The organism is Polaribacter haliotis (genome assembly GCF_014784055.1).
Lineage (GTDB): Bacteria > Bacteroidota > Bacteroidia > Flavobacteriales > Flavobacteriaceae > Polaribacter > Polaribacter haliotis.
Genome location: NZ_CP061813.1, coordinates 2251885 through 2267084, shown reverse-complemented (window position 1 = coordinate 2267084; position 15200 = coordinate 2251885). Strand labels below are relative to the sequence as shown.

The following is a 15200-nucleotide window of genomic DNA, read 5'->3' as shown; positions in this document are numbered from 1 at the left end:
GATAGAGAATTCTTTTTAAAATTCAGCATTTTGTGGTGTTCTTGGAAAAGGAATTACGTCTCTAATATTTCCCATTCCTGTTGTAAACTGAACCAATCTTTCGAAACCTAAACCAAAACCAGAATGTACTGCTGTACCAAATTTACGTAAGTCTAAATACCACCAAAGTTCTTTCTCGTCGATATTCATGGCTTTCATTTTTTCAACTAAAACGTCATAACGTTCTTCACGTTGAGCACCACCAACCATTTCTCCAATACCAGGAAATAACACATCCATGGCTCTTACCGTTTTTCCATCTTCGTTTAAACGCATGTAAAATGCTTTAATATCTGCAGGATAATCAAATAAAATAACTGGACATTTAAAATGTTTTTCAACTAAAAAACGTTCGTGTTCAGATTGTAAATCAGCACCCCATTTGTCAATAGGATATTGGAATTTCTTCTTTTTATTTGGTTTTGAATTTCTTAAAATATCGATTGCTTCTGTGTAAGAAACTCTTTTAAAATTATTATCTGCGACAAATTTAAGTTTTTCTAACAAACTCATTTCACCTCTTTGTGCTTGTGGTAATTTACTTTCTTCTTGTGTTAAACGTTGGTCTAAAAAGGCCAAATCATCCTTACAGTTTTCTAAAACATAGCCTAAAACCGATTTTATAAAATCTTCTGCCAAATCCATATTGCCATCTAAATCCATAAACGCAACCTCAGGTTCAATCATCCAAAATTCTGCTAAATGACGTGTTGTATTTGAGTTTTCTGCTCTAAAAGTTGGACCAAAGGTATATACTTTTCCCAATGCCATTGCATAGGTTTCTGCTTCTAATTGACCAGAAACCGTTAAATTGGTTTCTTTTCCGAAGAAATCTTTAGAATAATCTATTTTTCCATCTTCTGTAACTGGTGCTTTATTGTCTTCGAAGGAAGTTACACGAAACATTTCTCCTGCACCTTCAGCATCTGAACCTGTAACAATTGGTGTGTTTACATAGTTAAATCCATTATCCTGAAAGTATTTATGCACAGCAAAAGAAAGTTTAGAACGCACTCTCATTACTGCACTAAATGTATTTGTTCGAACACGTAAATGTGCGTTTTCTCTTAAAAACTCGAAGCTATGTTTTTTAGGTTGAATTGGATATTCATCTGGATTAGAATCTCCCAAAATTTCAATTTCTGAAACCTGAACTTCTACAGATTGTCCTTTTCCTTGACTTTCTGCCAAAGTTCCTTTTATTGAAATTGCTGCTCCAGTTGTAATTCTTTTTAGTGTTTCTTCAGAAGTGTTTTCAAAATCGATAACACATTGAATATTGTTTATTGTAGAACCGTCATTTAAAGCAATAAAACGATTACTTCTAAAAGTTCTTACCCAACCTTTTAAGGCTATTTCTTGTAATACTGTACCTGATTTTAAAATTTCTGCTACGTTGCTTTTCATCATCATTTATTAAATATATTGTATTCGGAAAAAGTCTATTAAAAGAGTAAAGATACTTTTTTTTGCAGTAAAATATTAGTTAAAAAATGAAAGATATTTCAATTTTTTAAGAGTGCAAATTTACCTATAAGTAGGTATTTATTCATGTTAGTTTGTAATCTATATTTGAAGATTACTTAAAAACTATTCTCATGAAAACAAAACTACTATTATTATTTACGTTTTTTTCTTTTGCAATAACCGCACAAATTTCTCAATCAGAAAGGCAAGCTTTAATAGATTTTTACAATGCTACAGATGGCGACAATTGGACAAATAATACCAATTGGGATACAGATATAAACTCAACTTCTGATGTTTCTACTTGGTTTGGAGTAACTGTACAAAATAATACTATAATAGAGATTAGATTATTTGAGAATAATCTGTCTGGAAACATAAGCAATTTATATAATTTAACAAATTTAAGAAGGTTAGAATTATCAAACAATTCTATAAGTGATGAAATAGCAGTCAGTAATTTTCCTGATAATATTAATTATATAGGTTTAAGAGAAAACAACCTTTTTGGTAATTTTCCAGATTTATCGCAATTAAGTAGTCTCAGAATTATAAATTTAATTGATAATAAGTTAACTGGAGAAATAAGTCAAGATCTTTTTCCTAGCAATATTAATTCTGTTTGGATTGCAAAGAACCCATTTTCTGGTAGTTTAGATTTTAGTCAGTTTAATGCTATCACTACTGTTCAAATTTATGATACCAATATTAGTTTTTTAAAATTATCTTCTAATACTGTTTCAGGTCAAAATATTACCCAAAATGGAAGATTACGAGTTCAAAATACGCCAAATCTAGCATTTATAGAAATACCAAATGTGGCAAGTTTTACAAATTTAGGTTCAGATTATTTCGATTTAGGTTTAAAAATAGTTGCTTATGACCAAGCAGACAAAACAGCAACTCCAAACACTTTAGAAAGAGAAGCGTTAAAAAAACTATATGAAAATAAAACATACACGTACGCAAACACAATAAAATCTGGAGTAAATGATACAGAATGGTTAAATGTTGAAGTCCTTAATGGAGAAACCAGAATTACTGAAATTCATACTACAGGTTCAGGAATTAATGGACCAATGCCAGTAGAAATTGGTGTTTTTACAGAGTTAAAACATTTACACATACCAAATTCTGGAATTAATACCATTGCAACAGAATTAAAAAACGCGAGCAAATTAGAAGATTTGTATTTGAATAATAACTCAATTACTGCAATTCCAGCTAATTTTTACGATTTAGTAAATTTAAAGATTCTAAATATTAGTAATAATCAAATTCCTTCAATAGCATCTGGTTTAGGTAGTTTTACAGATTTAGAACAATTGTATTTTAGCAATACACAAATAGATTTAATACCAACAACAATTGGAAATTTAAAAAAGTTAGAAATTTTAGAATTTGCCAACACAAAAATATCTTTATTACCACCGCAAATTGGTGGTTTAGTGGAGTTGAGAAGATTAGTAGCAGCACCAAATAATATTGCAAGTATTCCTTCAGAATTTGGGCAACTAACCAAACTACAATTTTTAGATTTTGCAAATTGTGAATTATCAAATACACCTGCCGCTTTTGCAAATCTTACCCAATTAGAAACGTTATTTTTAAATGATAATGAATTACAAGTAGTTTCTGGTTTAGGTGGTTTTACAAAGTTGAAATTCTTACGATTACATAACAATAGATTAGGAGAAGAGAATGCTAATTTTAATACAGATTTACCAGAGGATATGTCTGATTTGGTTTTGTTGGAGGAGTTGACTTTACAAAATAATAAATTGACGAAGTTGCCTGCTAATATTGGGAATATTAATAAGTTAACATCATTAAATTTAAATAGTAATAGATTAACGAGTTTACCAACCACGATTGGTAGTTTATCAAATTTAGAAGAGTTAAGTATTACGAGTAATTTATTAACTGGTTTACCAAGTACTATTGGTAATTTATTAAAATTAAAAATAGCAAGCTTAAGTTCTAATAAATTAGAGAGTTTACCAGAAGAGATTGGTAATTTAAGTTCATTAGAAGATTTAGATATACAATCTCAATATACGTCAGGTTCACCTTATGTTTATCATTTAACGAGTCTACCAAGTGCGCTTAATAATCTTACTACTTTAAAAACTTTAAATGCTTCCAATAATAAAATTGAAGGTGATTTAGATTTTAGTAATTTAACTTCATTAACTTCCTTATCATTAGGTACAAATTTAATTACAGGAATAAAGTTAGGAGGAAGCCCATTTTATGCATACATAACTAGTAATCCAAATTTAACTTGTGTAGAAGTACCAACAGCTGAATTAAGTTCTTGGAAAAGTTCTAATCAATTATCAGTAGACAATGGAGTTGCTATTAGTGATAATTGTACAGGCTACAGAGTTCCACAAAAAGAAAGAGAAGCTTTAATTGCTTTTTATAAATCTACAGGAGGAGGAGCAAATACGAGTGATGAAGGTACGACTTGGGTTGGTACGAATTGGGATATTAATCCTTCAGGATTAAGTAATGTTGGTTCTTGGCAAGGAATTACTACAGGTTTAGTAAATGGTCAGAAGCATATTACTTCCATTCATTTAGAAGTTTATGGAGTAGAAGGAGCAATACCGTCAGAAATAAAAGATTTAACAGAACTAGTTGTTTTAAATTTAGGTGATGCTAATTATCCAACTAGAAGTTGTAGCATAACAAGCTTGCCAAAAGAGATTGGTTTGTTAGGTAAGCTGGAAAGTCTGCACTTATACAATAATAAATTAACAGAATTACCAGATGAAATAGGAGATTTACCAAATTTAACTTATCTAAATTTATCGTCTAACGAATTAACAAGTTTACCTGCTGGGATTGGTAATTTCGAAAAATTAGAAAGATTGATAATAGATAGTCAATGTACAGGTAATTGTTATGAAGGAGACCAAACATTAATGGTTTTACCAAATGAGATAGGAAATATTACAAATTTAAAGTTACTAAATTTAGATAGTAATGGTTTAACAAGTTTACCAAGCACTATTGGTAGTTTAACAAATTTAGAAGAGTTAAGTATTACGAGTAATTCATTAAAGGGTTTACCAAGTACTATTGGTAATTTATCAAAATTAAAAATAGCAAGCTTAAGTTCTAATAAATTAGAGAGTTTACCAGAAGAGATTGGTAATTTAAGTTCATTAGAAGATTTAGATATACAATCTCAATATACGTCAGGTTCACCTTATGTTTATCATTTAACGAGTCTACCAAGTGCGCTTAATAATCTTACTACTTTAAAAACTTTAAATGCTTCCAATAATAAAATTGAAGGTGATTTAGATTTTAGTAATTTAACTTCATTAACTTCCTTATCATTAGGTACAAATTTAATTACAGGAATAAAGTTAGGAGGAAGCCCATTTTATGCATACATAACTAGTAATCCAAATTTAACTTGTGTAGAAGTACCAACAGCTGAATTAAGTTCTTGGAAAAGTTCTAATCAATTATCAGTAGACAATGGAGTTGCTATCAGTGATAATTGTACAGGCTACAGAGTTCCACAAAAAGAAAGAGAAGCTTTAATTGCTTTTTATAAATCTACAGGAGGAGGAGCAAATACTAGTGATGAAGGTACGACTTGGGTTGGTACGAATTGGGATATTAATCCTTCAGGATTAAGTAATGTTGGTTCTTGGCAAGGAATTACTACAGGTTTAGTAAATGGTCAGAAGCATATTACTTCCATTCATTTAGAAGTTTATGGAGTAGAAGGAGCAATACCGTCAGAAATAAAAGATTTAACAGAATTGGTTTCACTAAATTTAGGTGATGGTCGTTATCCGAATGGAAGTTGTAATATTACAAGTTTACCAAAAGAAATAGGTATGTTGGTTAAGCTGGAAACTCTATATCTAATTAATAATAAATTAACAGAATTACCAGATGAAATAGGAGATTTACCCAATTTAACTTACTTGAATTTATCTTCAAACGAATTAACAAGTTTACCTGCTGGGATTGGTAATTTTGCAAAATTAGAAAGATTGATAATAGATAGTCAATGTACAGGTAATTGTTATGAAGGAGACCAAACATTAATGGTTTTACCAAATGAGATAGGAAATATTACAAATTTAAAGTTACTAAATTTAGATAGTAATGGTTTAACAAGTTTACCAAGCACTATTGGTAGTTTATCAAATTTAGAAGAGTTAAGTATTACGAGTAATTTATTAACTGGTTTACCAAGTACTATTGGTAATTTATCAAAATTAAAAATAGCAAGCTTAAGTTCTAATAAATTAGAGAGTTTACCAGAAGAGATTGGTAATTTAAGTTCATTAGAAGATTTAGATATACAATCTCAATATACGTCAGGTTCACCTTATGTTTATCATTTAACGAGTCTACCAAGTGCGCTTAATAATCTTACTACTTTAAAAACTTTAAATGCTTCCAATAATAAAATTGAAGGTGATTTAGATTTTAGTAATTTAACTTCATTAACTTCCTTATCATTAGGTACAAATTTAATTACAGGAATAAAGTTAGGAGGAAGCCCATTTTATGCATACATAACTAGTAATCCAAATTTAACTTGTGTAGAAGTACCAACAGCTGAATTAAGTTCTTGGAAAAGTTCTAATCAATTATCAGTAGACAATGGAGTTGCTATCAGTGATAATTGTACAGGCTACAGAGTTCCACAAAAAGAAAGAGAAGCTTTAATTGCTTTTTATAAATCTACAGGAGGAGGAGCAAATACTAGTGATGAAGGTACGACTTGGGTTGGTACGAATTGGGATATTAATCCTTCAGGATTAAGTAATGTTGGTTCTTGGCAAGGAATTACTACAGGTTTAGTAAATGGTCAGAAGCATATTACTTCCATTCATTTAGAAGTTTATGGAGTAGAAGGAGCAATACCGTCAGAAATAAAAGATTTAACAGAACTAGTTGTTTTAAATTTAGGTGATGCTAATTATCCAACTAGAAGTTGTAGCATAACAAGCTTGCCAAAAGAGATTGGTTTGTTAGGTAAGCTGGAAAGTCTGCACTTATACAATAATAAATTAACAGAATTACCAGATGAAATAGGAGATTTACCAAATTTAACTTATCTAAATTTATCGTCTAACGAATTGACGAGTTTACCTGTTGGTATTGGTAATTTTGCAAAATTAGAAAGATTGATAATAGATAGTCAATGTACAGGTAATTGTTATGAAGGAGACCAAACATTAATGGTTTTACCAAATGAGATAGGAAATATTACAAATTTAAAGTTACTAAATTTAGATAGTAATGGTTTAACAAGTTTACCAAGCACTATTGGTAGTTTAACAAATTTAGAAGAGTTAAGTGTTACGAGTAATTCATTAAAGGGTTTACCAAGTACTATTGGTAATTTATTAAATCTAAAAGAATTAAGACTTAATAATAACCTAATAAAAGGTGATTTAAATTTAGAAAATTTAAAAATTTTAACATCATTATATTTAAATTACAATGGTATTAAAAAATTAAAATTAGGTGTTTCACCTACAATTTTTGGGGGTAATTCTGTTTCAAATTTTTCAGCAAAAAGAAACGCATTAGGCTGTATAGAAGTGCCAACAGATGAATTAGTTGCTTGGCAATTATCAGAAGCAAATGAAAAAAATAACAAAATAGACAATGGCGTAGTTTATTCAAATAATTGTAGTGCAGTAACTAACAATTCTATTCCAGATTTAGAAAGAGATGCTTTAATTGCAATTTACAACAATACAAAAGGTATGGATTGGAGAAACGATTTATCTGCATCATATAATGGTGTTACTTGGTTAAATGATACAACCCAAAAAAGAAATGTAGGTGCTTGGTATGGAGTTACAACAGCTATAATAAACGGACAGAAACATGTTACTAAAGTTGAGTTAAATTCTAATCAATTAGATGGTACTATACCATCTGTCATTAAAAATTTAACTCAATTAAAAGAATTAGAAATAAATAGTAATGCTATTTCAGAAATTCCTGCAGAAATTGGAGAGTTAGGTAATTTGGAACAGTTAACTTTTACGAGTCAACTAAAAGATTCTGAATATATATTAAAAACAATTCCTACGGAAATTAATAATCTTACCTCTTTAAAAAGATTAGAACTAGGTTCTAATCAATTAGAAGGTAATTTAGATTTTAGTAACCTTGTAAATCTAACTTCATTAATCGTTTCAAGTAACCAAATTACTGGACTAAAGATAGGTGTTTTACCAAATGTTTTTGATAGAAGTTATGATTCAGAAAACCAATTTAGGAACGATTTTAGTTTTTACAATCAATACTTAAACTGTATTGCAGTTCCACAAAATACAATTTCAGATTGGGAAGCTACTACTCATGCAACAAATTACCCAAGCATAGTTTGGGGGCAAGATTGTAGTGCTTACAATAATATACCAGAAAACGAAATGCAAGCTTTGGTAGATATGTATAATAATTTGGATGGAGCAAATTGGAGAAATAACACCAATTGGAATGGTAATTTAGCTAAAGCTTTAATTAATAATCCATACAATGCTACAAAATGGCAAGGTGTAACTACTAAAATTGTAGATGGTGGTAAACACATTACCAATATTTCTTTGAGTAGTAATCAATTGAAGGGTGAATTACCAACCAGTATTGGGAATTTAACCAAGTTGACGAATTTACAAATAAGTTCTAATGAAATTTCAGGAGCTTTACCAGCAACTTTTGGAAACTTAACCTCACTGGAAACTTTGTATTTAAATAGTAACAAGATTACAAGTTTACCAAGAGAAATGAGTAATATGTTAGCCTTAAAAACAGTCTATCTACAAAATAACGAAATTGAAGGTAACTTACCAGATTTTACAAATGCTACAAATTTAACAAGTTTATATGTTAATAGTAACAAGTTTCAGTTTGGAGATTTTGAAGATGAGTTTACAAATTATCAAAATTTACAAACATTTAGTTACTCAACTCAAGCAAAAGTAGGAGTAGAAGAAGCAATTGATTTTGGCGATGGTTTTGATAAAACACTAGAAGCTGTTGTGAGTGGAACCAATAATACTTATCAATGGTATAAAAATTGGAGTCCAATTACTGATGCAACCAATAGTACTTATGAAATTAAAGATGCTACAAGTTCAGATGCCGCCTTTTATTATTGCGTAGTATCTAACACAGTAATTACTGGTTTAACAATAGAAACAGAAAGAATTACTTTAAATTATGACGCTACCTTAAATACAGAAGATGTGTCATTTTCTGACAAAATAAAACTCTATCCAAACCCTGTAAACGACTTATTACAAATTAAAAATTCAGATAATTTAAAAATCAGTACTATTATGATATTTAATGTGTTAGGCAAAAAAGTAAAGGTGATACGAAATCCAGAAAATGCAATAGATGTTTCTGATTTATCAAAAGGAATTTATTTTTTAAATATTAATAGCGAAAACGGGAAAATTGTAAAAAGAATCGTTAAAAAGTAGTAATAGTTTTTTTGATTTTTAAAGCCAGTATTTATTAAGATACTGGCTTTTTATGTTGTAATATTCTTATTGATAAAAAAAAGGTGGGTATTAAATTACTTATTTGTAGGTATTGATAACTTCTTGAACTAATCATAGTTTTATAAAATTATTTTAACATAAAATTAATTAAAACCAAAAGCAATGAAAAGAAAATTACTATTACCAATACTTTTTTTGACAATAAATATTTATTGTCAAGAATTAACAATTATAGATAAAAACTTAGAGAAAGAACTAATAGAAAAAGGGTTTGACAATAATGGATTTGATGGAACTATAACTTACAAAGATGCTATAAAATATAGAGAGATAAATAAGCAACAAAATAAAAAAACAATAAGTAACCTAACTTACAAAAAATCTACGTCTCTTAGTTCTGAAATTGTAAAAATACCAGATATTCTTTTAAAAAATGCGCTTTTAGCAGAACCAGCAATAAATACAAATAATGATGATGAAATACAAATTACTGAAGCTGAAGCTGTAAATTTTGCTTTAGATGGCAGTAACAAAGGTATTACTAACCTTACAGGTATTGAAGCTTTTATAAACCTACCTTCTGTAAACTTAGCTAACAATTCTTTAACCTCTATAGATATTTCTAAGAATACAAAACTAAAATCATTATTTATACAAAATAATAATTTAGGCACAATTATTTTTGGTGAAAATTCCAATTTAGAAGATTTATACGCACCAAATAATAAGTTTGCTTCGTTAGATTTAAGTAAAGCAACTAAGCTAAAACAACTACGTCTTTTTAACAATCAAAATTTAATGCAACTAGATCTAAAAAATGGAAATAATACAAATTTAACTGTTGTAGATTTAACCAATAACTCTAATTTAGGCTGCATTCAAGTTGATGACCCAGTGTATTCTCAAATAAATTGGAGCAACATAGATAGCAAAGCCAATTTTAACAGCAACTGTAATTATATAGAAGTAATAAATATACCAAATCAAGATTTTGAATTCGCTTTAATAGATATGGGTTTTGATGATATTATTGATGGCTACATACTAAAAACTAACGCTAATAAGATAGAATCCCTAAATGTAAGAAATTATATTACAGCTAATTATGAAGGAGTTAAATACTTTAATAATTTAACAAGATTCCTCTTTAGTAATAGTCAAGTGAAAATAATAGACTTCACTGGCCTACAAAAATTAGAATATATTGGTGCAAATAATACAACTACACAAGCAGTATTATTAAAAGATAATCCAGAATTAAAGTCGTTAAACTTAAACTTTAATAATGCTCTTGTTTATACAAATTTATCTGGATGCATAAATTTAGATAACTTTCAAATTGGTTTAACAAGTGTTAAAGATATAGATTTATCTAAAAATATAAATTTAACCAGTTGTTTTTTAGCTTTAAATAAAATAGAAAAAATAGATGTTTCTAAAAATGTAGTTTTAGAGAGTTTTTTTATATACAGTAACAATTTACAGCAGTTAGATTTAAGTAAAAATATAAAATTAAAATCTTTAGGTGCTTATAGTAACAATATAAATACAATTACAATACCAAGTAGTATAGAATCTATAAATTTATCTCAAAATAATTTTTCGTCTTTTGATGCAACTGCTTTAACTAATTTAGAAACTATAAATGTAAATAATCAAAAGGTAGATTTTACAGTACTTAATATAAACGGATTAACAAAACTTAAGGGTTTAGACATAGCAGGTAGTAAAATAGGCAATACAATAAATACAAATGCTTTTTTAGATTTAGAAAGATTAAATATAGAAAATTGTGATTTTTCTAGATTAGATGTTACTAACAATCTGAAATTGATATATTTATATGCAAATAATAACTCAATAGATGCTTTAGATATAACAAAAAATACTTTATTGGAAGAAGTATACGTAAATTCAAATAAATTAGAAAATATAGATGTTAGTAAAAATGAAAAATTAGGCACTTTTAGTATAAATGATAATATTTTTATAAAAGAATTAGATTTTGGTAATTGTCCAATTACTATTTTATATGCTAAAAATATTACTAATTTAGAAAAAGTTAACTTAAATAATGGTTTTAATAAAGTGGCCTCTACTATAGAGCTATTAAATGCACCAAATCTGACTTGTGTACAAGTAGACGATGTAGCTTATGCAGTTGCTAATTTTACAGATGTGGATGCTAATTCAGTATTTAATAGTAATTGTGGCTTTCAAACTTCAAATAATTTAGGAACACCAATAAAAATAGAAGATCAAAATTTTGAATATGCATTAGTTAATCTCGGTTTTGATGATGTTTACAATGGCTACATCTTAAAATCTGAAGCATTAAAAATTGAAGAGTTAAACTTAAATAATAGAGGCATTGTTAGTTTAAAAGGAATAACAGAATTTGATAATTTAAAAGATTTACAAGTTCATTTTAACCCAGTAATTAGTGTTGATTTATCTGGTTTGCAAAAACTAGAAAGTTACCAATCTAATACTTTCGATAATACTTTATTAGAAATAAAATTACAAAATAATAGTGCACTTAAAACTTTGGCATTAAATGGTCATGTAAATTTAGAAAGTTTAAATCTTAGTGAAGCTTCAAATTTAGAAAATTTAGAAATTAGTAACTCAGCTAAACTTACTGTTGATGTAAAAACTTCTCCAAATTTAAAATTATTACGTTTAGATAGAATGGGATTATCTTCTATAGATTTATTAACAAATACAGCTTTAGTTAGTCTTACGGTTACTAACAATTCAATTACGAGTATAGATATACCTAACAAGCAAATTTTAAAAATTTTAAACCTTAATACCAATAATTTATCAAGTTTTAATGGTGCTTTGTATCCTAATTTAGAGTACTTAAATTTAAGGGGCAATAAAATAACACCAATAAATATTAATACTTTAACCAATTTAATTAATCTAAATTTAGCTACAACAGATTTAGCTACTTTAGATATTGGCAATCTTTTAAATTTAGAAATTTTAAATGTTACCACTTCTGGTCTTAAAGTATTAGACGTAACCAAAAATTTAAAACTTACTCAATTATATGCAGGCGAATTAGAGTTACAAAATATAGATTTAACAAAAAACACATTATTAACCCATATTAATTTTTTTGATGTATATCTTGAGAATTTAGATTTATCAAATAACTTAGAATTAAGAGATATATTTTTAACAAATAATAATTTACAAAAATTAGATTTAAGCAAGCATACCAAATTAGAATTTGTGACTTTAGAGTCTAATAAATTAACCGATTTAAATTTAAGAAATGGAAATAATGAAGCAATTATTGTAGTAAATACAAAATTTAATAATGCTTTAAGTTGTATTAAAGTTGATGATGTAGCTAAAGCTGAAGCAAAACTTGATTGGCAAAAAGATACTACAACATCATACAATACAAATTGTGGTGCTTTAAATGCTGATAATGTGATTGTACAAAAAATATCATTTTATCCAAACCCTGTAAACGATATATTACAAATTAAAAATTCAGATAATTTAAAAATCAGTACTATTATGATATTTAATGTTTTAGGCAAAAAAGTAAAGGTGATAAGAAATCCTGAAAATGCAATAGATGTTTCTGATTTATCAAAAGGAATTTATTTTTTAAATATTAATAGCGAAAATGGGAAAATTGTAAAAAGAATAATAAAAAAGTAAAAAGACAAAGTAACAATTTAAACCCTTTAAGTATTACTTAAAGGGTTTTATGTATATTCTTTAAAAAAATAATTAGAAGACTCTAGAAACAAATTATTTCTTCGATTCCTCCTCTTCATTCTGCGGAAAAATCTTCATTGCAGGTTCCTTAAACACCTTCTTATTTGCTATTTTCTTTTCAAAAGTTAACAATAATGAAGGTAATAGTAACAAGTTAGAAACCATAGCTAATAAAAGCGTTACAGAAACCAAACCACCCAAAGCAATTGTTCCTCCAAAACTTGATAAAGTAAATACCAAGAAACCGAAAAATAATACAATGGAAGTATAAAACATACTTACTCCAGTTTCACGTAAAGCAGCATAGACAGAAGGTTTTATTTTCCATTTATTGGCAATTAATTCCTGCCTGTATTTTGCCAAAAAGTGAATGGTGTCATCCACAGAAATACCAAAAGCAATACTAAAAACTAAAATTGTAGATGGTTTTATAGGAATATTCAAAAACCCCATTAATCCTGCAGTAATTAGGAGTGGAAGCATATTTGGAATTAAGGAAATTAAAATCATTTGTGGCGATCGAAACATCCAAGCCATAAAAATGGCAATTAATAAAATAGCTAAGGATAAAGAAATTACTAAATTTTTAATCAAATAATTGGTTCCTTTTATAAAAACCAATGCTTTTCCAGTTAACGAAACCGAATATTTATCTGAAGGAAATTCTTTGGCAATTACAGCTTTTAAACGTTCCTGAATAACGTCCATTTTGTCTGTACCAATATCTTTCATAAAAGTAGTAATTCTAGCATAACGTCCAGTAGAATCTACAAATGTTTTAAGCATGCCAGCATCGTTATTAGAATTTTTGGTATACGAAAATATATAACTTTGTTCTTGTGATGTTGGTAGTTGATAATATTTTGGATTCCCTTTATAGTATGCTTGTTTAGAATATTTAACTAAGTTTACAACAGAAATTGGTTTCGATAATTCAGGAAAAGTCTCAATGGCTTCATTTAGTTTTTCCATCTTTTTTAAAGTGGAAAGTTTCATAACACCTTTATCCTTTTTTGTGTCGATTAAGATTTCTAATGGCATAATTCCACCAAACTCTTTTTCGAAGAATTTAATATCTTTATAGAAATCCATTTTCTTAGGCATGTCTTCAATCAAACTACCAGAAACACGAATCATATACACACCAATAATTCCCAAAACAATTACAACAACTGTGGTAAAGTATATCGTAATTCTTTGGTTTCTAACCATTTTCTCCATCCAATCTACTACATTCTCTATCCATCTTTTTTCAAGATGATTCAAATGTTTTTTCTTTGGAAGTGGCATAAAACTGTAAATAATCGGAATGATTAACAATGCCAAAATGAAAATGCTAATAATATTTACGGAAGCTAAAATTCCGAATTCACGCAGTAAGTTACTTTTTACAAAAACAAAGGTTGCAAAACCAGACGCAGTTGTAATATTTGTCATTAAAGTAGCATTACCAATTTTAGCAATTACACGTTGTAATGCTTTTGCTTGCTGACCGTGTTTTTTTATTTCTTGCTGATATTTATTAATAAGAAAAACAGCATTGGGAACTCCAATTACAATAATTAAAGGTGGAATTAAAGCTGATAAAACAGTTATTTCATATCGAAATAAACCAATAAAGCCAAATGCCCAAATAACTCCAATTAAAACGACTAAAAGTGTAATAAAAGTTGCTCTAAAAGAACGAAAGAAAAAGAAGAAAATAAGTGCGGTAATTCCCAAAGCTCCAACAACAAAAAGAATTATTTCATCTTGAATGTTTTGTGCATTTAGCGTTCTTATATAAGGCATTCCAGAAACACGAACATCTAAGTTGTTTTCTTTTTCGAATTTTTTGATTGCAGGAATTAAAACATCAAAAATAAAATCTCTACGTTTTGGCGTATTTATAATTTCTTTTTTAATGTAAATAGCAGTTTGTAAAGTTCCTGTTTCTTTGTTATAAAGAAGATTATCATAAAATGGAAGCTTCTCGAAAAGCTGTTTTTTTATCGCATTTACTTCTTCTGTAGTAGTTGGATTTTTTTCGTATAAAGGTTCTAAAACAAATTTTCGTTTTTTTCTATCTGCTTTCAATTTTTGAACGTCAGCAATAGAAATGGTAAAATCAATTTCGTCTCTTTCGTCGAATTGTTCGACTAATTTATTCCAAGCATTAAATTTTTCAGGTGTAAAAACGGTTGAATCCTTCACTCCTAGAATTACTAAATTCCCTTCTTCACCGAAAATTTCAAGAAATTTATTGTATTCTACGTTTGCAATATGATCTTCTGGTAACAAGTTTGCTTCTGTATATGAAAATTTCATATACTTCATTTGGGATGCTAATAAACCAGTTATTATAGCTATTATTAATAAAACTAAATAGCGGTTTCGTAGAATTAGACCCGCTGCTTTTGTCCAGAAATTCATTAAAAAGTATTTATAGCAAAGGTAACTAAA

Annotated in this window: 4 protein-coding genes; 2 read left to right on the top strand and 2 right to left on the bottom strand. The window is 28.1% G+C overall.

Annotated elements, in window-relative coordinates:
• Positions 1-15: 15 nt before the first annotated feature.
• Positions 16-1449, bottom strand: a complete 1434-nt coding sequence (gene asnS, locus H9I45_RS09620; RefSeq protein WP_088355477.1) for an asparagine--tRNA ligase — start codon at positions 1447-1449, stop codon at positions 16-18.
• A gap of 188 nt (positions 1450-1637) precedes the next feature.
• On the opposite strand from asnS, the gene H9I45_RS09615 reads away from it, so the two are divergent.
• Together H9I45_RS09615 and H9I45_RS09610 are read left to right on the top strand one after the other, a co-directional pair.
• Positions 1638-8993, top strand: coding sequence for a leucine-rich repeat domain-containing protein (locus tag H9I45_RS09615; RefSeq protein WP_191141227.1), 7356 nt, complete (start codon positions 1638-1640; stop codon positions 8991-8993).
• Between the two features lie 183 nt (positions 8994-9176).
• On the top strand, positions 9177-12698 hold the full coding sequence (locus H9I45_RS09610) for a T9SS type A sorting domain-containing protein (RefSeq protein WP_088354795.1): 3522 nt from the start codon (positions 9177-9179) through the stop codon (positions 12696-12698).
• 93 nt (positions 12699-12791) lie between these two features.
• Here the strand turns inward: H9I45_RS09610 and H9I45_RS09605 are convergent, their stop codons facing one another.
• Positions 12792-15170 carry an efflux RND transporter permease subunit gene (locus H9I45_RS09605; protein WP_088354796.1) on the bottom strand — a complete coding sequence of 793 codons (2379 nt, stop codon included), beginning with the start codon at positions 15168-15170 and terminating at the stop codon, positions 12792-12794.
• Positions 15171-15200 lie beyond the last annotated feature (30 nt).